General features: G+C 34.6%; 19 protein-coding genes and 1 tRNA gene. All 20 read left to right on the top strand.

Translation table 11 applies throughout. The annotated features are described in order from the left end of the window. Positions 1–41: 41 nt before the first annotated feature. The 20 genes from ATE49_RS19135 to ATE49_RS19040 all read left to right on the top strand — a co-directional run bounded on the left by ATE49_RS19135 (position 42) and on the right by ATE49_RS19040 (position 24,532). Positions 42–115 (top strand) — tRNA-Asp (locus ATE49_RS19135). 1,026 nt (positions 116–1,141) lie between these two features. Continuing rightward, entirely contained in the window at positions 1,142–2,278 is a 1,137-nt protein-coding gene (locus tag ATE49_RS19130; protein WP_065083403.1) for a helix-turn-helix domain-containing protein, read from the top strand. Between the two features lie 105 nt (positions 2,279–2,383). Further along, positions 2,384–4,783, top strand: a complete 2,400-nt coding sequence (locus ATE49_RS19125) for an outer membrane beta-barrel family protein (RefSeq protein ID WP_169817124.1) — start codon at positions 2,384–2,386, stop codon at positions 4,781–4,783. A gap of 244 nt (positions 4,784–5,027) precedes the next feature. Further along, positions 5,028–6,422, top strand: coding sequence for a serine hydrolase (locus ATE49_RS19120; protein ID WP_065083401.1), 1,395 nt, complete (start codon positions 5,028–5,030; stop codon positions 6,420–6,422). 245 nt (positions 6,423–6,667) lie between these two features. Further along, on the top strand, positions 6,668–7,180 hold the full coding sequence (locus ATE49_RS19115; protein WP_234107953.1) for a hypothetical protein: 513 nt from the start codon (positions 6,668–6,670) through the stop codon (positions 7,178–7,180). Between the two features lie 669 nt (positions 7,181–7,849). Further along, complete coding sequence (locus ATE49_RS19110; RefSeq protein ID WP_065083400.1) at positions 7,850–8,521, top strand: response regulator transcription factor; 672 nt, start codon at positions 7,850–7,852, stop codon at positions 8,519–8,521. 19 nt (positions 8,522–8,540) lie between these two features. Next, positions 8,541–9,083, top strand: a complete 543-nt coding sequence (gene tssO / locus ATE49_RS19105; RefSeq protein WP_065083399.1) for a type VI secretion system TssO — start codon at positions 8,541–8,543, stop codon at positions 9,081–9,083. Between the two features lie 10 nt (positions 9,084–9,093). Beyond that, entirely contained in the window at positions 9,094–9,621 is a 528-nt protein-coding gene (tssO, locus tag ATE49_RS19100) for a type VI secretion system TssO (RefSeq protein ID WP_024566860.1), read from the top strand. A 16-nt stretch (positions 9,622–9,637) separates the two neighbouring features. Then, positions 9,638–10,552, top strand: a complete 915-nt coding sequence (locus ATE49_RS19095; RefSeq protein ID WP_059155447.1) for a PKD domain-containing protein — start codon at positions 9,638–9,640, stop codon at positions 10,550–10,552. Between the two features lie 25 nt (positions 10,553–10,577). Next, on the top strand, positions 10,578–12,944 hold the full coding sequence (tssR, locus tag ATE49_RS19090; protein ID WP_065083398.1) for a type VI secretion system protein TssR domain-containing protein: 2,367 nt from the start codon (positions 10,578–10,580) through the stop codon (positions 12,942–12,944). A gap of 121 nt (positions 12,945–13,065) precedes the next feature. Continuing rightward, a complete protein-coding gene (gene tssD / locus ATE49_RS19085) occupies positions 13,066–13,473 on the top strand; it encodes a type VI secretion system tube protein TssD (protein WP_065083397.1) in 408 nt (135 codons plus the stop codon). Between the two features lie 54 nt (positions 13,474–13,527). After that, positions 13,528–14,406 (top strand): lytic transglycosylase domain-containing protein, encoded by an 879-nt coding sequence (locus tag ATE49_RS19080; protein WP_260256204.1) that lies wholly within the window; start codon positions 13,528–13,530, stop codon positions 14,404–14,406. Between the two features lie 74 nt (positions 14,407–14,480). Continuing rightward, positions 14,481–14,921, top strand: a complete 441-nt coding sequence (locus ATE49_RS19075) for a GPW/gp25 family protein (RefSeq protein WP_034870016.1) — start codon at positions 14,481–14,483, stop codon at positions 14,919–14,921. A gap of 22 nt (positions 14,922–14,943) precedes the next feature. After that, complete coding sequence (locus ATE49_RS19070) at positions 14,944–16,824, top strand: type VI secretion system baseplate subunit TssF (protein ID WP_065083395.1); 1,881 nt, start codon at positions 14,944–14,946, stop codon at positions 16,822–16,824. A gap of 30 nt (positions 16,825–16,854) precedes the next feature. Continuing rightward, complete coding sequence (locus ATE49_RS19065) at positions 16,855–17,799, top strand: hypothetical protein (protein ID WP_065083394.1); 945 nt, start codon at positions 16,855–16,857, stop codon at positions 17,797–17,799. Positions 17,800–17,853: 54 nt separating this feature from the next. Continuing rightward, positions 17,854–18,774, top strand: coding sequence for a TssN family type VI secretion system protein (locus tag ATE49_RS19060; RefSeq protein WP_065083393.1), 921 nt, complete (start codon positions 17,854–17,856; stop codon positions 18,772–18,774). A gap of 9 nt (positions 18,775–18,783) precedes the next feature. Next, on the top strand, positions 18,784–19,929 hold the full coding sequence (locus tag ATE49_RS19055; protein ID WP_059155455.1) for a hypothetical protein: 1,146 nt from the start codon (positions 18,784–18,786) through the stop codon (positions 19,927–19,929). Positions 19,930–19,982: 53 nt separating this feature from the next. Then, positions 19,983–20,525, top strand: coding sequence for a type VI secretion system contractile sheath small subunit (locus ATE49_RS19050; protein WP_081278516.1), 543 nt, complete (start codon positions 19,983–19,985; stop codon positions 20,523–20,525). A 27-nt stretch (positions 20,526–20,552) separates the two neighbouring features. Continuing rightward, positions 20,553–21,917, top strand: coding sequence for a DUF5458 family protein (locus ATE49_RS19045; protein ID WP_065083392.1), 1,365 nt, complete (start codon positions 20,553–20,555; stop codon positions 21,915–21,917). 122 nt (positions 21,918–22,039) lie between these two features. Then, on the top strand, positions 22,040–24,532 hold the full coding sequence (locus ATE49_RS19040) for an ATP-dependent Clp protease ATP-binding subunit (protein WP_065083391.1): 2,493 nt from the start codon (positions 22,040–22,042) through the stop codon (positions 24,530–24,532). The last annotated feature ends 18 nt before the right edge of the window (positions 24,533–24,550 follow it).

Raw genomic sequence — 24,550 nt, 5'->3', positions numbered from 1 at the left:
GTCCGGATCGCAGAGGTTTTTATCAATTTCCTTAAAAAATTGATCCGGTAGTTCAGCTGGTTAGAATGCCGCCCTGTCACGGCGGAGGTCGCGGGTTCGAGTCCCGTCCGGATCGCAAAAGGTCTACAGATATTCTGTAGACCTTTTTTATTATGTACCAGTTTCGAAAGGAGCTAAAACCACGATCTGAAAGTGGCCCCCATAAAAAGGAAAACTAAAACTTACTGAAAAGTAAGAAGAGCCCATTGGCCAGCTTGTTTAGGAATTGACCTTCGATGACGTGGGCTTCTAGCTCGTGTCCAGGATGAAACCATTTGTACAAAATCTGTGACTTTGACCGGTGCTGACATTGCAATTATGGGTATGGAAGTATAGTAGTGTTAGAAATTATCTTGATGATTATCAGGAGATCTTGGAAATAGATGTAAATTTATAAAGGAATGTTTGATTAACATGAGCAAGAAGCTCGCGCCAGCGGAGGAAATATTATAATGTTATACTGAGCTTAGTATGTAGTGAATCTGATGAACTATCGAAGTATTAAGCTAATAAAGTGTAATAAGTAATAGTTTAATAACATTTAAATAAGCTCTAATAATATTAAGTTTTTGATTTTTAATTTGAGTTATATTCACTTTCTTGATTAAAATAACGTTACTCCGAAACGCTCTGAATATTTATAATCTATAGAGTTAAAGCGTCTAACAGAGCTCCCAATTCATTATGACGGACTACATTTAAAAGGTTTGATATTACATTATTCAGGTGGGCGGATTCAAATATTCAACATTCATTACTATAATTTGCAAAAAATTTTGAAAATCCCTCGTTAGCACCTGCATATTGCTCGCGCTCAGAATGAATAAAACTTTTGCAATAGTGAGAGCTTCCTTTTATAATATGAGCAGGAAATAGAAATTTAATGAGAAAGGGGAGTTTATGTTATAAATTTTGCTGCAGTATTTAATGATTTTATGTTTGTCATTACATCAAAATAAGAATATTGTCCTCGTAATTTTTTAATTCTAATAATCGATGCTGAATTCTACAAGTGTTTTGTCTTAAATAAATATGTCGTTCTGAATTTTTCATGAAAAATATCTTTGAAAAATAAGTACATTTGGCCTTGCTTTAAAACGATATGGACAGGTACAATTTTCAACATCTCTTTTCCTCTGTTGGGATTTTCATGATACTTTTGCTTGCCTTGTTCCTGATTACTGTAAAAACTAAGCACAGACTTTCAAATTGGCTTCTTGCTTTCTTTCTTTTTACAAATGCAGTTGATGCTATCAAATTTTTGCAACACGGATTTCCGGTTAATTATATTAATCTCGAGGCTTTTCGTTGGAGTACTAATTATGTGGTTTCAGCATCATTTTACCTTTATGTATTGTCTGTTTGTTATACCAATTTTCGGTTAAAACCGAAACACTTAATACATGTTATTCCGTTTTTGGCGTTCAATGCGTTTATGATGTGGGGAATTTATTTTAGTGATAGACCTGCGAAAATAAAATTCATCAACAGCATGAACGATATGCCACTCTTGCAATTTTTCCTCTTCCTTTTCGAAGCGCTGTTTCAAGTCTATTTTATTGCCTCGTTTTTGGCAATTAGAAAGGCTAAAAAAGTATATCTCGAGAATTACACAAACCCAAATATTTCAGCACTCAATGCCCTTTACAAAATAACAATTCTCTATTACGTTTTGCATTTTATTGTCCTGATAAGATGGTTGGTTACGTATATTTTTGGTGTCGGCGAAATTCGAGCGTGGATTGTGACTCTTGATGGATTTGCATTTTTATTTTGTACCTGTTGGTATCTTTTTGTTGCGTTAAATAATCCCGAATTTTTTCGTGGTGTGAATTCTGATTTAAAACCAATTACCGAAGTTGTTCCAAAACAAAAAAACATGCCTTTATTGGTTGACGGAAGGAATAAGGAAGTCGAATTTTTAAAAGATTTCATGAAGGAAAAAGAACCTTATTTGGATTCTTCATTAACGATTCAGGATTTGGCGGAGCAAGTTGAAATGCCTGTTAAAGATTTATCGACTTTGATTAACTTGTATATGGACAAACATTTTTTCGATTTTGTAAATGAATATAGAATTGAAAAAGCCATGCAAATTCTAAAAGATCCTTTTCAAAAAGAACTGACCGTTTTGGAAATTTTGTATCAGGTTGGTTTTAATTCCAAATCCTCATTTAATACTTCCTTCAAAAAATATACAGGAAAAACGCCAACTGATTTTCGAAAAGAAGCTTTGTAAAATCGAATTATTTGCTGAAAATACGTTCGATTTTTTTTAATCGGTCGTGTATCAACGCTTTTTAGATCAGCTTTGCAGAAAGTTTTAATCTAAAAATAAATGACATTGAAAAGTACACTTCATCGCAAATCTTTTTTAATTTTAATTGCTTTATTACTTCCGTATTGGGCAATTTGCCAAATAGAAGTAACGGGAAAAGTAAAAAATGGAACAACGCCTATTCCATTTGCAAACGTGGCTCTTGTAGATTCACTTGGCGTTTTAAAATCTGGAGCAACGACAGATAATAATGGTATATTTACAATCAGGACTGTTAAGGGAAAATATAGGCTCAAAATTAATTTGTTGGGATATGAAAGTTGGGATAAAGAAATCAACTTAGAAAACAATAGTACTTTAGATGATATCATTTTAATCTTGAATTCAAGAAATCTGGAAGAAGTCGTTATAAAAGGAAAAAAAAGAGTTTTCGAACAACATATGGATCGTCTGGTATTTAATGTTGAAAATAGTCCTACTGCAAATTCAGGTAATGCTTTAGACGCATTAAAAGTAGCTCCAGGACTTATGATTCAAAATGGATCTATTAGTATTTTGGGTAAAGGATCGTCGCAGGTAATGGTTAATGGAAAATTGATGCAAATATCGGGTGATGATTTAGTCAGTTTTCTGAATTCAATTCCGGCAGGCAGCATCAAAAAAATCGAAATTATAACCAATCCGCCAGCACAATATGATGCAGGAGGAAATGGCGGACTCATCAATATCATTTATAAAGAAGGGATGAAAAATTCTTGGAAAAATTCATCTTCTTTCACTTATGATCAAAGCCATTATAATTTTTTCACACTAGGCAATGATTTTTTATACAACAAGAATAAGCTTAGATTTTCTTTAGGTTTAAACGGAACTGTTGGTGCATTTAGAGCTTTTGAAAGTTTTGATGCTTTATCTGCAAATAAGCTGCAAGAGCTGAATTCGGACACAAAACAAAAGAAGAATAGTTTTACAGGTCGAGCTTCTTTTGATTATGATATTACCAAAAATACTGTTTTAGGTTTTATGTATCTAGGTAATCAGAGAAGACCTGATCAAGATAATAAATCAACCACCCTATTATTTGATTCCAATAATACTCTTGAGCAAATTATTCAGAGTAAAAGTTTTAACGACAGAGAATTTAACAGCAATATTTACAATATGAATGTGATGTCGAAATTAGATACTTTGGGAAGAAAACTTACTGTAGATTTTAGCTATTTAGATTACAGTGTAAAGCAAAATAATAGCTTCGCAACAAATACATCATTTCCGAATGATCCAACGTTTATACATCAAACATCAGCCATTAACAATTCAGGGCAGGCTATAGAAAATTTTAGTGCAAAAGTTGATGTAGACCATCTTACTAAATTTGCCAATTTCTCGTACGGAGGTAAGCTAAGTTTTAACAAATCAAATAGTAATGTCAAATTTTTTGACGCTACTACAAATCCGCCTGTTTTAGATGTGTCACAATCGAATGAGTTTGAATATAAAGAGAATATTCAAGCCTTATATGTGAATTCTTCAAAGAAAATAAATTCAAAACTAAGTTTACAATTAGGTTTAAGAATAGAAAATACGGTTACAACAGGTTTCTCGAAGACAATAAATCAAACAAATAAGAAGGATTATTTCAAATTGTTTCCTACATTTTATGCTTCTTATAATCCTGATGCGGAAAACAATTTTGCCCTTAATTACGGGAAAAGAATTAACCGCCCAGGGTTTAGTGAGTTAAATCCATTCCGGTTTTATTTGAATAACAACAGTTATTCTGTGGGGAATCCTTTTTTACAGCCTTCATTTAGTGACAATTTTGATTTAACGCATACGTTTAAGAAAAAACTAAGCTCAAATGTATTTCTTAGAATTACCAATGATAACTACGGATTACTATTTACGACAGATACAGAGCGTGATACACAGGTAATTACTAGAAAAAATTACTCAAAGGAATATTATTATGGCATTAGCGAAAACTATACATTCGATAAATATTCTTGGTGGACAAGCCAGAGTGCTATATCACTTTTAGCCTCTAAAACTACCTTATTTGATACTATAAATGCAGAGGTTCAAAACGGGATGAGGTTCTATTTTAGTACGAACAATACTTTTTCATTGACCAAAACAACAAAGTTGGAAGTCAATTACTGGTACAGCTCGCACCATAAAAGAGGTCTCTATGAAATGGGAGAATACTCCAGTTTTGATATAGGCATTAGGCAAAGCTTACTAAATGATAATTTAAAAGTTATGCTTTTGATAAATGATTTATTCAATACATCATATCAAAATAACATCATATCGATTGTGAACGGAGTAAAGCAAACAGGAAATTTTAATTACAGTAACCGATTTTTTAGGCTTTCTCTTCTTTACAGTTTTGGAAGTAATAAAGTAAAATCCGACAATCGAAAATTTGGCAATGAAGAAGAGCAAAGACGTTCTGGAGTTTAGTATCAAAAAAAGCTTCTAAGAAAAGAACTCATAATTTTAGAATTCTTTACGAACTTGGTTTCAGTTCTAAATCATACTTTTATTCCTTCCTTCAAAAAATATACTGGAATTGCTCCAGCAGATTTGAAGAAAAAACCAAATTAATTCGTCTTACTTTCTCATAAATGAGTTCGACTTTTTTAATCGGTCGCGTATCATAGGTTTTCACAGCATATTTGCAGAAAGTTTTTAAAATATAATTACAATGAAAAAAATAATTGTCTTAATATCATTAAGTATTTTATTCACCAATTTTCTTTCAGCTCAGAAGCCAGTTGAGCAAGAAACAGAAATCAATCAAATTAATGAACTAATGACCAAATCCTACGAAAGAGGTTTGTTCAACGGAAATGTTTTGGTCGCTAAAAAAGGAAAAATCATCTATCAAAAATCATTTGGCTTTACCGATGAAACAAGAAAAGCGCCTTTAACGAAAAACTCCATTTTTAATTTTGGCTCTATTGTAAAGCAGTTTAATGCAGTTGCTATTATGATGTTGGTGGAGCGTGGTCAGCTGAATCTTGATGATCCCATTTCGAAATATAATTTGGACTTGCCAAAATGGTCAGAAAAAGTGACGACCAGGCATTTAATCAATTATGCCAGTGGAATTCCTCGCATTGAAAACAAAATGATCGTCCCAAAAAATAATGAAGAAGCATGGAAGATTTTGAGGAAAACGGACACCCTGTTATTTGAGCCGGGAAAAGGCTATAGATACGATAATGGCAATGTGTTTTTGCAAAGAAGAATTATTGAAAAGGTAACAGGAATGACTTTTCAAGATTTTGTGACTAAAAATATTATCAAACCTTTGAAAATGACTAATTCTGTTTTTGATGCAAAATCAGGATACAAAAACCGAACATCATGTTATGATATGGACAATGTGAGATGTCCGGAAATGAAATTTATCAGTGGTTGGCTTTGGTTAGACATTAATGATATGTACAAATGGATTGAAGCGATGAATCATAACCGTTTAATCTCTAGAAAGTCCTTTGAAACATTATTGAATAATCCTTATGCAAAAGAAGAAGGAGGATCGCTTGGTAGATTTTATGAAGAAGATGAATTGCAACGACACAATGGTATTTCGTATAAATTTGAATCCATTCTATTAAACGATATGAAAAATGATGTCATTGTAATTTTAGCATCCAACAACCTCAATAAAGTTTATAGTTTAGGATACACAATCCGTGACATTATGCTTGGAAAAGATTTTGAAATTCCTAAAAAATCTGTTTACCGAGCGATAAGAAAGGAATCTTTTACTGATATCAATAAAGCGAAAGAAGCTTATTATTTACTCAAAAAAACTTCTGAAAAGGAATATAGCTTTGAGAACCCAAGCGAGCTGAATACTTTAGGCTATGAACTATTGAGAGCGAGTAAAATATACGAGTCGATAGAAATATTCAAGCTGGCAATAAGTGAGTTTCCTAAAAACGCGAATCTATTCGATAGTTTAGGAGAAGCCTATTTTACAAACAAGCAATACAATATGGCATTAGATAGCTATAAAAAAGCAATAAGTCTTGGTGGAAGTAACGGTAATGCAGAAAAAATGATTGATAAAATAAATAGCTTACTGTAGGATAGGTTTTTATTGAAAAAATAACAAGTCCCATCAGGGCAGCAAGAGGCTTACAGATATTCTGTAAGCCTTTTGCTTGTACTAAGTTTATATATTGCATTCTGAATTATAAGAATCTAGCTATATCTAATGGGTGAAATATTATTCTAAATAAGAAAATTGGTCAATTACATAAAAATCCCAATAGACTATATAACTTGTTTTTTTGATAGTGTTGAAGTGAGTTTTTTTGTGGAAAAAAGATTATGAAACAGTTTTTATTTTACTTGGTGACTTTAATGTCTATTATGACTACAAGCTTAAAGGCGCAAAACAAATCATTTGAGAATGATACAAAAACAATTGATGCATTAATGAGAGCCAGTTATGAGGTGGTTTCTGGTGAAAAAGGAGCAAAAAGGCAATGGGAGAGGGATAACTATTTACATCACCCAAAAGCGGTGTATTCTTATTTTGATAAAAAGAAGCAAGAACAGGTGGTGATGACATTGCAAGAATTTCATAAAGAAACTGATGATATGGTTTTTAATACTGCATTTTATGAAAATGAAATTAATCGTGAGGTTAGGATTTTTGGAAATATTGCACATGTTTGGAGTACTTATGAGACAAGGTTGGTAAAAGGCGGAAAAGTTGAAAGAAGAGGGATAAACAGTATTCAGCTAATCTTTGAGCATAATCGGTGGTACATTATTTCGTGGACATTTTCTGCGGAAACAAATAATAATTTGATTCCCAAAACATTTGATAAAAACTAAATAATCCATTATTGAATAGGAGAGATCTTTTAGGAAATTTTTGACATTTTATAAAACAATTAAAGAAGAGAATAATGGTTTAGTATGAATTAAAAATACAGACTTGCTTTTTTACATAATCAATACTTATATTTTAAATAATTTAAATAGATAATTAGATATATACTTTTGCTCTTAATGTATATATGATTATATTTTTATTTTATTCGGATTATATATTTAAAAATATTCTTTTTTGATAAAAAAAGATGCTTTTTATTGTCGATTTCATTATTTTTTTTCTTTTGTGATCAAAAATATGAGCTAAGTCACAAAAATGGGGAAATTCACTCCTTTTGAACAAAGTTTTGCGTTTTATTGCCATTTTTCTGAATCTTACCTAGCCATGGGTACTTACAGTTGATTTCTTATTTCAAACTCAAAATTGGAATTTTCAGACAATTATAAATTATTATTCGCCGAATAGTAGTTTGAGGAAAAATAAACTAAAACTTGATTGAACGTATACTTTCTTGTAAATCAAGAATTAGTGAGTTTTAATGTTAGTGGCTAAGAGCTAAAAGCTTATGTTGCCAATAGGTTTAAACTATTGTTAACATAGGATTTTTAATTTTTATTTTCTGATTTATAAAAGTTTTTATACTTTAGTCGCTACACCAAACACGATACATGGAAAATAACTCTAACAGCGTTATTCGATTTTCTATTGCTGATAGTGACTTTTACTTCAAGCAGTTTTTATTAAAAATGCTCTTGGAGAACCCTTTTTATAGAGTTGTTAATGACTGCAATAACGGTCACGAACTTATCTCTAGACTCTATCGCAAACAAGAAGATGTTTTTTTAATTAATTTATACATGCCCATTCTAAGCGGGCTGGAAGCTATAAAATTTATTCGTCAAACGAATAAAACTACTCCTATTATCACCTACTCGGCAACCTATCAGAATGATATGGATGCTATAGTATCCGAAATACCCAATACCTATTACTGTCAGAAGAACAGCATTGTAATAAGAGATATACTCAGAAATAGTATTTTATCAAAAAAAGTAGATTTTGAAGATTATCGCCAGGAATGGTCACAACAAATGCTGGAGGTGCAGGATTATATGGAACGCCAAAAGAAAAGCCAGCAGGATTTGTCTCTGTCCGAAATACAGATGATTAAACTTTGTTATGAAGGCTATAGTAACAAGGATATTGGTGAGAGAATGAATCTTAGTACAAGAACAGTTGATACTTATATCAAACGATTGACTGAAAAGCTTGGGCTAAAAAGCAAGTTGGATCTTGTACGTTTCTGTGTGGAGAGTGGCTATTATAATACCAGTATTTAATTAATTAAAAAACAAACAAATGATTTCTTCAGGCCAGGAAAAGCTAAACAGAAAGGATGTAAACAAGGGAATATGGAAGTTCATTTTCTCTTTTCTGTTCCTTTCGGGATTCTCATTCCTCTCTGTTTTTTTATTTTTTAAAAGCAGTGAGTACCAAAAAGAAAATATTCAGAAAGAGGTAGAGAACTACAAAAATATACTGAACAAAAACGAATTACTACAATCCAAAATGGAGGGCATTTATTCCAAAATGTCGATGATCGCCAATGACAAAGTTCAAAATGACGATTTCTTAAGAGATAACATTGTAGAAGATATCCATGACTGTAAAAATATCATGGGAAAAGACAGTGTAAAAGAATTTAAGCAATATGCCTCTTTACTGAAGAATATCAATGAGATGGTCTCGCTTAAAGACAAGCTTATTTCTGCTTCATTAGAAGAAAGAGCGGCACTTAATAATCTGCAGGAATGCCAGGGACGATTAAATATTGTTACCAGTAAGATATTAAACGATGTGCCAAAAGTAGGGCCAAGAAGAAGACCAAGATCAATAAGATAATATAGGAAAAATGCAGTTTCAGGTTACTTTATCCAAGAAAGAAAAAAGGTATTACTTTGTATACCTCTTTGGGATGCTTTTATTAGCAGTTGTTTTTTTAGGTATTATTTTCTTAAATAAACTGGAATCCCCTTTCACTCATTCCGATGCTTTGGCTATAAAGACATTGCAGGAGAAATCTATTTTCAATAACCGCCAGCAGGCAATACAGCCAACGATAGACAGCACATTTATTAAGCTGAAAAAATTGTCAAGCGAAAATCAGCAGCCTGTTGAGGAAAATGAACTGAAATATGATATTAATGATATCAAAAACGCATTTTCGGATATTACCTCTGTCGATGCAAGAAAAGATAACTATGCTCAGATTGCAAAATTTTATAAGATGTATTATGATGATAAAAAGATCATTGTAAAAAAGAATGAGAATGTGAAAACATTCACCAAGCAGTATGAAGAATGCACAATAGGGATGAAGGATATGCAACAACAAATAAAGCAGAGAAAAAATGCCCAAATCATAAGTAACAGAAACTAGAAACAAATATTGAAAAATGAACTACTTTCAAAAAAATAAAAAGAATATAATTATTGCTGTTATTTCTACCTTACTGGTTGCTTCACTAATTGCAATCTGGTTACAAAGAAAATCAGTGAATAGTTCGGAGAATATTGTAGCTGCTGTATTTCCCGCAAATCTAAGTTTAGGTGACTCGCTTAGATTTGAAGATAAAACACTAAATGCTAAAACCAAGCAATGGGATTTTGGCGATGGTAAAGTTTCAGAGAAAAACAAGGGAATCCATATGTATACTAAGCCTGGTTTTTATGAGGTAAAGCTTACAATAGATAACAAATACACAAAGACATTCCCAATCTTGGTTTCATCTGTTGTCCGCCCGGTTTTAGCTCCAGAGGAAAGCAGAATCGATGCGCAAACCCAGGCTTTACAGCTGGAAAATGTGGTCTTTAGAGCAGTAGCACCAAATGCCAAAACATTTTCATGGAGATTTGGGGAATCAGGAAATATAGATTCAAAAGATAAAATGGCGATTTATTCTTATAAAAAGCCTGGTAACTATACTGTTACACTACTCACGGATGACAATCCGCAGCCTATTGTCCATCAGATAAGAATCTTACCTGCTTATAATCCGAATGAGCAGCTGGAACAGGATTTATCTTCAATCGATGACACATACAGTGATATTGATGATGATATCAAAAGAACACTACAGCAAATTGCTGATGGCAATAACTTCAATGGCAATTATAATTATCTGTTAAAGACTTATTTCTGTAACAACGACAATACTGTAATGATTGTAAATAATGGAAAGCCTAAGAACTATTATTATTATACAACAGGTTTGCAGTTTGACAAAAATAATACAATCCAGGAGGTGAAATCAACGTTTGATAATAATCAGAAATGTATTATTAAACTGGAAGTGACACAGAGTAAATAGTTTGTGAAAAATTAAAAGACGAGTAATGAAAAACACCAAATCTACATTATACATTTTAGGATCTGCTTTACTGGTTACAGGATGTCAGGTCAGAGTACCTTCAGTAAAAACACCTGCACCGGATTATTATGGAGGTATTGAACAGAATATGGTCATTAACGGATATCCTAAAGATCCTCTGCCATGGATTACTTTCTCTGACAGGTCAAAGAATACTGCCTTCTTGAAGAAAGAAAAGAATGAATCTCCTAAGGAAATCAAGTTCCTGGAACCTCTTATGGTAGTAGATTATAATAAGTCGAGTAAACTAGTAAAAGTAGCGGAATATAATGCCGATGCTCTGATGAAGAAGCTTCCCGGGAAATCTGTGAAATCTTACGGATGGATATCGGAGGATAATCTATTATTATGGAATAGTGCTTTAAGAGACCGTACATCCGGATTTATTATGAAAGCGGCTATTGTACCGGGTAATACAGATGTAGTTAAAAATACAGGAACGTATATTAAAAATGATTCCGCAGTAGTTTATTCTTCACCCAATCTTTCGGATCCGGTAAAGAAAAAGATTCCTATTGGAGAGCTGGTTTATGTGTATAAAAAAGCAGCTGATAACAAAGGCTATCTGGTAGGGAAATCTCCGAAAATCAACATGGATAGTATCGATAAAGATATCTATGGTTGGGTAAGTGCCAATATGATTGCTACATGGGGAGAGCGCTCGGCGATAAGACTAGACAGAAAAGCTGATTACAGCAAATTTCCACTTTTTGGTATCTACAGTGCACTTCCGGAGTATACAGATGAGAAACCTATAGTACCTATAGCAGATGCGGCTAACAGAAATGAAATAGAAAATATATTCCCGACTTCTACAACACTTAATAAGAATACAACGAAGTACTTTACCAATGCATTCGATTACAGCCAAAATTATATTTTCAATGTATTAGGTGAAAAACTACCTTTCAAAAGGTATAAAGAAATTACCAAAAGAAATAAGAACCTAAATATTGTATTTGCTATCGATATCAGTGCCGAAAACAGAGCTTATGCACCAATTGCGAAATCTGTGATTCAGGATATCCAGCTTAAGATGCAGAAGCTGTCTTACTACAAGGATGTAAAATACAGCGCTGTTTTATATAAAAATAATACTTGTGGACCTAACGTCATAGCGTCTGTACTTTCCAGTGATTATAATGGTATTTTTAAATACATAGATGATAAAACAATGGAAATGCGTTGTGAAGGTATAGGCGGGCAGCCGGTAAACGAAGCACTCAGCACAGCCGGACAATTGCTTAGTACAGTTCCGGACGAGACAAATTTAATTGTCTTAATAGGTTCTACAGCATCTTCCGGGATGAATACATCGAGTGCTGTGAGATTTATTTCCAAGGCGAGAGCTAAACTAATTGCCTATCAGACACAGTCCAGATCCTCTGATGCTTATAATGATTTTGTATTACTGGCACAAAATATTGTAACAACTACAGCACAGAATATTACAGAACTCAACAAAGAGAAAGTAGCTGATCAGAGCCTTATTCTAAACAAAAATAATTTCAATTTCATCGAAGGAGATTTAGGTATTTATTCCTTAGACTACCCTAAGAATAGTATGACACAAGGATTTGTCATCTATCCTAAGAAAAGGGAAGACAATAGCAATTCGCTTCTTATTAAGGCAATGGATACTCTGGTAACACAGGTTACAGATGAAAACAAAATCACAGATAAATCTTTAACAGCCTATTTTAAGTCTCCTGTAGGATCGGGTAAAACTACTGTTGATGGTAGATATGCATTTATGTTTCCGGATGTATCGAACCCGCTTCCTGCTTCATTTGCATCACAGCTGGTTACTTATGATTATCCAACAGTAGCTTCGGGATATCTTCCTGTAGATATGAGAAAAAATAATCCGGGAATAGAAAAAGGGATACTGGTTTCTGAACAGGAGTACGACCAGCTTAAAAACTTCTATGATCAGATATACAAGCAGACAAATCCGGATAGCAAAGATTTTAATCAGAAAAGAGCAATATCCCGCTATGTAAAATTACTAAAGGAGAACAATCCTACTTTGGATGAATTTGATACAAATAAGATCTACAGTCAGCCTATGAGAGTAGCGGTTGCTAAAAGTACAGGTATGGATAACTCTGATGAAGTGATGATGTCTGAGATTAACCTGGAACGTTGGAAAGATAAAAAAGTAATAGGCAGAGAAACTGTACAGACCTATTTTAAAAATTATAAAGTATTGTCCAATAGATTGTTGGAGAATAAAAATAATCCAAAATATAAGGTAATTCAGAATGGTACAACGTTCTACTGGCTGAACGAATATTTCATGCCTTTTGTTACAGACAGAACAAAACCTTAATGAATTAAGCAGTAGTAGAATTACTACAATTTGTAAATTTTCCCTGAAGGGGCAATTTACTCTGATAACAGAATATTATTTTTGATAATAACGAAAATTTTCTTTTAAAAGTATTGAAATTATGGCAGTGAATAATTCCAGAGGTGTGCTCAAGTTTAATGGAGGAGCAGCACAGAAAGTATTGAAATTAAACTATAGCGTACAACGCTCTACGGATGTATCCGGAAGAGTTGCATCAGATGCTTCCAATGCGCTGGTTAAGATTACAATAGAAGCAGGGGAAAACGCTCATGTCCTGGAAAGTCTACTGAACAATAAGTATAAGCCCACAACAGGTGAGGTTACATTTAATAAAGCCCACGAGGAAGGTACACTTATCAAACTTAGCTGGGAGAACGGTTATGTAATCCAGCATGAAGTAGATTTTAATGCAATCAATGACAACAATATGCATATTACCTTCGTTGTCAGTGCTGAAAAGATCAATTACGGCGGGTCATCTTATGATGGTATATGGCCGGGAAATTAAGTACAACACCAGACCGTTGAGATTGTAAGTTTCAACGGTTATATTTTACAAGATATGAACTTAAACTTTTGCAAATTATTAGCTTGCGTAACTTTACTTATGTTTTGTGGCAAAAACGCCACGGCACAGGTTTTAACGGTTACTGATACGTCCGATGCTCATGCAATGAGGATAAAGAGTACAATAAATGCTAACAGAGAAATTGTTGACTTTATAGAGCATAGCCTTGCTCAGAGAAAGTTACCTAAGCATTTAAGAAATCTTCCTCTTTTGGAATCGGGATTCGACAGAACAAGAGTTTCTTCTACAGGTGCTGTAGGGATATGGCAAATTATGCCGGCTCATGCGAACTATTATGGATTACGTGAAAGTGATCGTTCAGATATTTATAAAAGTACCCAGGTGGCTTTAAATTCTCTGTCTACTCTTCATCGTAAATATAAAGACTGGATTAGTGTTTTGGCGGCTTATAGCTGTGGTGAAGCCAATGTAGCAAAAGCTATGGAAAAGGCAGGATCCAAAAATTATGAGGACTATTACATCTATCTCCCGGATGAAACTACAAATGCAATCAGAAAATATATCAACGCCTGTTATGTAACAGGAGAGCTGGATCAGTTATTACCCGGAGGGTCTGCTAATGCTGCTAAGCTTAGAACGAGAGCTGCTGATAATGATCCGGAAGTACAAAACAATGCAGAAGAGCAGCCTGTTGATCCATCGCTTTTAAAAACAACGATCAATTCAGGTTATGATCTGAGGACTATTTCACAATTTTTAGGTATTAAACAGGAAGATCTTCTTTACTGGAATCCTAATATTGAAAAGAATTTAAACGAAAAACAAGAGGTTAATTTTTATCTTCCTGCAGAACAAATGGGAAGATTCGAGGCTAACAGAAATAAAATTCTAAGGCTCTCTTTAACGAAGTAAAAAAAGATTTTATTTATAGCAAAACTCGATTAAATGTTATAATTTAATGGAGTTTTATGTTTATTAGAATAGCAATGGAAGGCATTAATTACAGATTCCCCTTTAATCCCTCTGCTTTGATGACAGAGAACGGCAGTATAGAAACTTGTGATATAGCAGAAAGTATAGCACAGAATATTATGCTGTTAATTATTACCAAAAAAGGGGAGAATCGGTACGACGAAAACTATGGTAACGATGTATGGAATGTAGAGTTCGACAATGGTATTTCTTCGGCGGTTTGGGAGAATGTATTTATCAACAGCCTTAAAAGGCAGATCTCAGATTATGAGCACAGGCTGGTAAATCCTCAGATTAAAGCGCACATTGTTTTTGTAGAGCATAATTATGATACCCGAAACTTTACAGAGATAAAGAAAAAGGTAAAAATTGCTATCAACGCGAAACTGGAGGCTACAGGAGAACAATTCAATTTTGCTACTGAATTATTTTTAAGCCCGATGTCAATCGATTAAAAAACTTACACACCACACACAAATGCACCTAGACCAAAATATTTATTCGAAAGAAACAATTAAAGCCCGGATGTTGCAGAATGCAACAAAACTATGGGGTGTAAAAAGTATCCAGTCTTTGGATCCTTTTGTAAAATTATTAATAGATGCTTTCAGTACAGAAGTGTTCAAAGCCAATAATGAAATTCAGAATGTAAACAGCAGACTTCTGGAAAGGCTGGCAAGAATGCTTACACCTACCAAATATACCCATCCCGTACCGGCTCATGCAATTGCATTTTATACACCAGAAGAGGATGTGGAATATGTAATGGATTACACCGAGTTTTTCTTTAAAAAAAGTATCAATTCATTCAGCAAAACACAGTCTGATAAGCAGGTAGATGTTCCTTTTACGCCCGTAGACAATATCAGAACCATAAAAGCTCAGGTAGGTGCGATGATTGTAGGAAATACCTGTTATGCATTCGATGAGAACCTAAACAGAACACCTATATGCAGAATAAATAATCGTATTGAAGATTATAGAAAAATAAGCATCGGAATCAATGTTTCCAAATATGGTGCAGGCAGACTTCCTGAGAAGTTAAGTCTTTTTTGTGCAAATACAGCTTTCGAGCATATTGATTATGTGTATAGACTTTTGCCGCACGTAAGAGTAACCAGTAATGGTAAATCTCTCAGTATTAACCCGGGATTAAGCTATACCGACCAGCGCAAATATGAGGGCTTTGAAGAAGTTTTCAAAGAGCAGTCTATCCGCTACAAAGTGACAGAGGATATAAAAAAAATATACAATTCAAAGTTTATTGAAGTTGAAGGTATTCATGATGATCTAAAACTTCAACCAGGCTATTTCCCATTTGAACTAGGCTACCTTAAGGGTCAGGCCCCGGCGTTGGACCAGCTTATTCATGACAATAGCTTTCTCTGGCTAACTTTTGAATTCCCGCCACAATTTACAGATCAGATTCTGGATAATTTCTCTTTTGCACTCAATGCTTTTCCGGTTTATAACAGAGGCTGGAAAAAAACAGAATATATTCTCGATATCATGGGAAACAATATCCCTTTGGAAACAGGAGTAGGTGAGTACTTTCTCTATGTTGAAGAGGTGGTAGACGGAGAAGGAAAGAAATACGAAGAAATCCCTTTTACACCCAATGATCATCTTAGCAAAGGACTTTATACCGTAAGAAAAGGCGGTATGGAAAGGTTTAGCAACCGCAATGCTGTCGATTTAATGGTGAATGTACTGGAGCTTACACGTGATGAGGTTGCTGCATTCTCTGTTTTCAACAGAGATAAGCTTAGAGATCTTTTAGGGGAAATGTCGGATAAGATGAAGGGCATGATTAAAAAAGTTGAGAATGCTGATAAAGATCTGGTAGAAGATGTCAACTACGTGATTATAGAACCAATTGAATCTTCGGTGCATACATACGCCGCATTCTGGATTACCCATTGTGCTCTGGCCAACCACATCAGACCTGGTACCACGCTTAATTCTCAGCAAAAAGCAAAAAGCATTATATTCTTAACAGAGAGTACCGGCGGAGATCTGGAACAAAAAGGATCGGATAGTATTCAGGCTTATCGTTATGCGCTTATGACAAGAGATAAGATTGTGTCGATAGAAGATATAAAAGCTTATTGCCAGATGGTGATGAAAGACGAGCTTAAATCTATAAAAGTTAGCCGTGGAACTATCATAAGTGACAAACCAAAGGAAGGATTTGTAAAGACTATTGATATTAGTATTGTCGCTCAGAATTATGCCTTTTACGGAAAGAGTTATTGGGACAATCAGGCAACGGTTTTAATGAATAATATTAAGGTAAGAGCAATAGACGGTGTTATTTACCGTGTGAAAATAGAGGAAGGCTCTGCAGTAGAAATTTAAAATATAAACCGAATTAAAACCAGGTGATATATGCTAAATGGTGAAGGCTCATTTACGGACAGAAAATACAACCAGTTACAAACAGATTTCAGGGTAGAAGCTGTTGCGGCAAATATTCTTAAATATTACGATGCAGAAGCTGATATTTATATTAAACGTATAGGCCTTAATGACAGAGCCTATTTAAAGGATATTAAAGGAATTACTACATCTTCCTATGATCTGGATGAAGAAAATATAATAATAGAAACCTACAGGGAAGGTATATACGATTACTTGCCGGAGGGCGTTTTTCATCCGCCTTCATTGGGAGCATCCAGTACGAATATAGATAGTGTTGTACGGGAAATAAGAAAGCAAAAAGCAGTTGAAGAAGATGCCCGAAAGTTTTTTCAGCCTTTTGAATTGGAGTTCTTTTACACCCATGTAAGCGCGTTGCTTAAGGAATCAGAATTTGATGCAGAAAACAAAACTAATGCGCTTTTAGAATTTGCCTGTGAACTGTGGCCTGTACTAAGAAAAATAGACCTGAAGTCGGCTAAAATACTAGTGCATATTCTGCCGTTTATTCATGAGGTAAGAGGGAATAAAAACTGGATTGAAAAATTTTTAAGTGCATTTCTGAATGTTCCTGTCAATATTAGTTTTTTACCCAATATTGTGGAAGAGCAAGATGATAAAGAAGGAATAACAGCATTGGGCAATGCCCGTTTGGGAGTTACGTTTATTCCTACCGGGAAGCATATGGACGGAGACCGCAACTGGATGATTAATATAGGGACGATTCCCTATAATGAAATACACCGTTATATTCCGGGAAGCTCCTTTAGGGAATTGCTTAGAGAATTGTATGATTTTTTCACTCCGGTTTCGGTAAAAATATTTGAAAATTTCATTACAGAAAAAAAAGATGAATCGTTTGTTTTAAGCGTTGATAATGAATTGAATAGGTTGGGGTATTCAACCTTTTTATAGCTCAGAGAAAAGTGTTACATTTACTATGTATATAAAAGAAAATTATTGTTTATTATGGAGTTAACCTCTATCAAAGGTGTTTTTTTAAGGTATATTTTGATGCCGCTGTTTGCTGTTACTATGATGTTTATAATGGGCATTATAAGAAAGAATACTCCTGCAGTTAAGCTAAAACATATTATTGTTTATGTACTGCTTGGCGGACTTATTCTGGCAATCCCCGGTTTTTTCGGATTTACCGGAAATCTTTTTAATCCTTACTGGTATTTAGGCGCACAGGTTGTCTTTCTAGGACTGGGTATTTTGCATGTTAATTTATTACATCATTACTTCAGAAAACATTTTACTTCTACAACAAGAAGTATAATTTTCGACTGTATTCTCAGTATTACCTGTATAGCCTTTGGAGGTTATCTTTTTGTATTAATTTTTAAATGGATTAGTACAGGACTTGGAAACCCATTTATGGCAGCAACGAGTATGGTCTCTTTTGTTATTCCGTTACTTTTCTATTACTGCTATATTTCCTTTATCAGTATTCCTTTCGACATTTATAAAACTTGGAGATATAATCCGGATGAAAAGCCCTTCAATTTTCAGGGGGTGGACTTTGATAAGCTCATGGTACTCAATGTAGAGCTGAGTAAAAATTTGGAGGATCAACAGCGTTTCAGAATAAAAGCTAAAACATTGCCTACAGGCATTACTTATGGAGAATGGTTCTTTAGAGTAGTAGACGATTATAACCACAAAAACCCTAACTCCAAAATCCAACTGACGGATTACAATAACAATTCCTATTACTGGATTTTCTATATCAAGAAATCTTTCTTCAGCTCCAGAAAATATATTGATTTTGAAAAAGATATTTCTTCGAATAAGATATCCGAAAACCAGGTCGTTATATGTAAAAGAGTAATACAGCATCAGGAAGAAGGCGAAAAAGAAAAATTAGTAATAAGTGAAGCTAAATAACAGCACCAAATGATACAACCAATTAAACACAATGCCATCAATTGGGTGGATGGGATGAAGGTCTCCCAAATGCACCTTAATGAGCAGGATAATTTCATCATAGATAGTATAAGGGATTCTAATTCCTTACAGATTAATAATTTCAATTATGGATTACTGCCTATGACAGGGCAATTTTCCGAGAAAACCGTTTTCGAGATTTACAGCACGGCAACCAACGATGCCCAGCTGGTTATTAAAAACTGCAATGCAATAACCCTGGCTGGTTACAGAATTGAAATAAAGGATTTCAATATGAATATCAGAAGTCTGGCTAAAAACCTTAGCGCTACTGAAGATAGTATTGATGGCGATTACTATATTCTGATTTCTGTAAATCCGTTTAACAAAGTTCCTTTTGGTGAAATCGATCCAGAGGAAATACCACCGCGTCACCCTTATTCCATGCCAAACTATAATATAGAAATGGTAGACGTAGCAGCGCTGAATAATAATTTGGCTGGTGGCAATTATATCGTGCTTGGAAAAGTTAATTTCAGAGCCAATTTTGCTCAGATCGACAGCAGCTTTATTCCACCATCCACCTCGCTTCAGAGTCATCAGAGATTGGTAGATTATTATCAGAGTTATGTAAGATCAGTATCCAATCTTCAGCAGTATGCATTTAAGATTATTCAGAAATCTTCACATAAAGATCAGAATACGGCATTAGCCAATAATGTAAGAGCACTTTGTACAAAACTTATCAATGCTTTGGCAGATAATTACTTCAGTTTTAAAAACTTGGTTCCGGAGCAGCCTCCGATTTATCTTATTGATGTTTTTTCGAAAACAGCTTTACATTTATACAATGCTACACAGATGATTCCGAATGCTGAATTAGAGGAAATGCTGAACTACAGCCTGGAGTGGAGTGAGATTGCACCGCATACTTTCCTGGGTCAGATTACTACAGTATCCGAAATCAATTACGATCATTATAACTGTGGAGAATACCTAAGGAATATTCAGTCGCTTTTAAACTGTTTGGAAACTGTTTTCGGAAAGCTTAGCGAGCTGGATTATATCGGACAGAGAAAAGAAAATATTATTGTAACCGAACAGGAAATAAAATCCAATACCGATCCTAAAACGGGATGGAGTGTACTGGATTAAAATAATAAATAGGGGATTACGTTCTTCCGTTTTAGAAAAACTTTTAATAAAACATGTCTAATTTTTTTTCTAACTTTAAGAAGTTGTTCAGTAATCTCTTTGAAAAACAAGATGATAAAATAACAATTAAAAATAAAAAAACATCAAATATGGCAATGTATAATTACGGTGTCGGCGGAAATGAGATTAAAGTAGATGCCAATGAAGCAATTCAAGAAATACAGGAAAACAGATCCTTGTTAGTGAGTCAGTTAACGTCAGATGAATCTATGGTTCCTGAGGTTGTAAGAGGATTAAAAACAATAGAGGATATTTTCAGACATTTTCAGCCTTCTGTTTCCGTGCAGCACGAAAGAGAAGACGGATCATTTGTTGATGAAGAATTTCGTTTTCAGACTTTAGGAGATTTTACCCCTAAAAGTTTAACTCAGAATTCTCAGTACCTACAACAACTTAGTATTGAACAAGAGCAGTATAATAAGATTTTGCGTCAGCTGAAGAATAATAAAATTCTTCGTAATATGCTGGAAAACGAGCAGACAAAAGCAGCTTTTGTAGAAGTTTTAAAAGAAGTAGCAAAAGAACTTGAAAAATAGTTTTTCATCAAATCAAATAACATAATTATGGAAAATAAACCACAGGCGGCACCACAGCAGGAAAGTCAACAGCAGCAACAGCAACATTCCGGAGCAAAGAGTAATCCGCTAAACGAATTGAATAAAGTAGGCGGATTTGGATTTGTAGAAACCGTTATTGACGGCATTGCTAATATGAACCCTACAAGAAAGGCAAGAAAAGAAATCTTCTTAAATGATGAAAATAAAGACAAAGAAAGAAAAGATTTATTACAAAAAATCAATCTTTGGGTGAGTCTTTTAGAAGGTGAATCTTCGGCTGAAAAAATGGCTGAATCTGCTAAAAATAAGGCAAATAGCGCCGAGCATAACCTAAAGCATAATCTTAAAAACGCTTTGGATTCTGTAAGAGACCTTGAGACATCTTACCGTACCGTAGCGCAATTTTATAAAAATACAGAGCTGGATAAAGTAGACAATGTAAGCATTGTAAATGCTTCATTAGAGCAGATGAAGGATCTGGATAATCCGTTATTTATCGATGCTATTGCAGATGAGTTTAAACAAAACTATGATAGATTAGACCTAAGGGATAACTATTCTATTCTGGCAGTTCCGGGATATCTGGGCTCCAATAAAGTAGTGGAGAAATGGGCTAAAATCTGTAATGAAAATAAAGTCATGATGGTAACTGACTTTGCCAATTTAGATAAACCAGATGATGTGGTAGACCTTTTCCATTCGGCTAACCTTACCGGTGGAGAGCTTCACAGAAGTAATGTTATTATGACATGTAACTGGCTTGTCGGCAGAGGAAAAGCTGAAGAAGTAGGAGAAGAAGAAAATGTAGATCTTCCGCCATCTACTTCCCTGGCAGGTAAAATCCACAGAACATTAATGTCTCAGGTAGCTGCCGGTAAAAAACACGGTAATATCAATGAGGTTGACGCTGTTAAATTCGATTTGAAGAAAAGCGAAATATCTCAGTTAGAAAAAATGGGATTGGTTCCTATGGTGAACGAGTATGGAAAGATTATGGCTTTCTCTGCTAAAACATTGTTTACAGGAGATAATATCGGACTTCAGACATATTCGGTTGTAAGAGTATTCGACTATGTAACGAAAGTACTTTTAGATTTCTTAAACAGAAGGGCTTTTGAAAACTGGACACCAAGAAATGAAGATGATCTTCGTAAGCAGATTGTCGCTTTTTTAGATGGTATTAAAGGAGCAGATAAGCTTATCGAAAACTTTAAAATCGTAAGATTCGAGCAGGATAAAGTAAATAAAGACCGTGTATGGTTGGATATTCGCTTAACACCTTATTTCCCGACTAAGAGCTTCGTGATTAAGCTGGATGGTCATAAAGGAGATGATGGTAATGAGTGGGATGCTCAATATACGCAGGAATAAACAGCTGAAAATTATAATATTAAAGAGGGATTTCATAATAAAACATGAGGTTCCTCTCTTTTTTCCAATGTAAGAAATATCTTGAATTGGAAGACACACCACATCAAATCAATAAAATATAAATGAGTGTATTAATTTCAAATGAAACTGTTAAACAGTTATTTCATATAGCCCAGTCTATTGCCAGGGAAAATTATAATTCTACCTATGGAGCTCCGCATCTTTTGCAGGCTTCTGTGCATCAGGATATAGGACTTCGCGAATTTTTACAAAGTATAGAAAAAGATCCGGGGTATTTATACGATTGGGCAGACGTCCGTATCGAGGATTATCCCAAAACGGCTCATTTGCCACAAGAAGTTGAAGCCGCAGATCATGTAAACGAAATTTTATCTCAGGCTGATGATATCCGCATAAAGCTGGGACTGGATGAGGTTACTCCGGTTTGCGTTTTAGCCAGTATTGTAAAACCACATGTTGTTTATGATACACAGGAACTAAAATCACTTCCACTTCGGGAACACGAAATATTAAACCATTATAGAGGAAATAAAGTAAACTCCCAGGAAAGTGGAGATGATGTACTGAGTTCTCCTTCCTACGAAAAACAATCTTTTCCTTCTATAAACAGCTATTGTATTGACAAGACACTGGATGCTGCACAGGGAAAACTGGATGATATAATGGGAAGGGATAAAGAATTAAGAACTCTTATAGAGATTCTTTGCCGGAGAAGTAAACCCAATGTGATTATTGTGGGAGAACCAGGAGTTGGTAAAACTGCTTTGATAGAAGGATTTGCCCAGGAAATTAATAAAGGTAATGTCCCTGAATTATTAAAAAATGCAACTCTGCTAGAGTTAGATACCGGAGCATTACTGGCAGGAACTTCTTATAAAGGAGAAATAGAAGACCGACTGAAAAAAGTAATTAATGAATGTAAAAAAATAGATAAAGCTGTTTTATTTATTGATGAAATTCATGCCCTTTTAGACAGCAGAGGCAGTGCCGGAAATGTAGCCAATTTGCTAAAGCCGGAACTTGCCAGAGGAGAAATTACCGTAATAGGAGCTACAACTCAGGAGGAATACCGTAAGATTATTGAACCTGAAAGAGCTTTCAACAGACGTTTTGAAGTTTTACTGGTAGAGGAACCTGATGATGCTACCTGTGTCAAAATGATAGAGGTACTATTAGACGGGTACAAAGATCATCATAAAGTTGAGGTTGAAAAGTCTGCACTTTCTGAATGTGTACGCCTTTCCAAAAGATATGCGAAAGGCAAAAAGCTGCCTGATGCTGCTATAGATTTATTGGACAGAACAATGGCAGCAATCAAGATGCTTGATGAGCTTTCTGAAAATGAACTCGCAAAATGGAAAGAAGAATATGATCATCTATTGAAACAAGAGTATTTAGATGACAAAGACTTACTGAACGAATTAGTTTGGCATTACAGGCTTTTACAGGACAGATTAAGTCCTATTTTATGGGGTTCCTTATCCGAACAGCATCAGGTAGACAGTTCTATGAATGTGGAAGAGGTAAAGAAAATTATCGAAGATACTTATACTGAACTTCAACAACATGCCGGTGTAAAACGAGAGAAAGTAGGCAAACTTGAACTGGCTGCTGTAATGGCTGCAAAAACCGGAATTCCAATTGGAAAAATTCAGGCTCAGGAGAAGGAAAAATTAATCAATATGGAATCCTTACTCCTAAAAAGAGTGGTAGGACAGGATCATGCACTAAAGATATTATCAGATGCTATTGTTGAGAACAGAAGTGGTCTTAATAAACCGGGGCAGCCTATTGGTTCATTCTTCTTATTAGGCCCTACGGGTACCGGAAAGACTGAGTTGGCTAAATCAATTGCCGAGCTTCTTTTTAATGACGAAAAAGCGATGGTTCGTTTTGATATGTCAGAATTTAAAGAAGAGCATTCTGCTGCATTATTATACGGAGCGCCTCCGGGTTATGTTGGCTATGAGGAAGGCGGAATGCTGGTGAACAAAATCAGACAACAGCCTTATACCGTAGTATTATTTGACGAGATAGAAAAAGCTCACCAATCTGTATTTGATGTATTCCTTCAGATAATGGATGAGGGAAAAGTCCATGATAAACTAGGAAAAGAAGGTGATTTTAGTAATGCACTGATTCTCTTTACTTCGAATATAGGTAGTGAAGAAATTGTAAGAAAATTTGAAGAAGGGATAACACCGGAATCTAAAACTCTGATGCAGATAATGTCAGATTCAGGAAAGTTCCGTCCGGAATTTTTAGCACGTATTACCGAGATTATTCCTTTTGCACCAATCACAGAACACGTAGCAGAAAGGATATTCAGAATTCAGTTAATATCCCTGATCCAGTCTCTTATCAGATTGGGTATTGATTTTGAAATTTCGGATGCTGCAGTACATCATTTAGCTGTTAATGGTTTTAGCAGCAGATACGGAGCCAGACAGATATCAGGTGTAATTCGGACTCAGCTTGCCCGCCCAATTTCCAAAAAGATTGTACGGGAGGAAGTGAAGGCTGGTCAGATTATTAAAGTTGACTGGTCTGCAGAATCTGAAACATTAAACTGGGAAATAAAAGACCATATATAAAAAAAAGCGGAACCTAGG

This window comes from Elizabethkingia miricola, assembly GCF_001675285.1.
In the GTDB taxonomy this organism is placed as follows: Bacteria; Bacteroidota; Bacteroidia; order Flavobacteriales; family Weeksellaceae; genus Elizabethkingia; species Elizabethkingia miricola.
The sequence above is the reverse complement of the archived record's forward strand: the minus strand, read 5'-3'. Positions and strand labels throughout refer to the sequence as shown.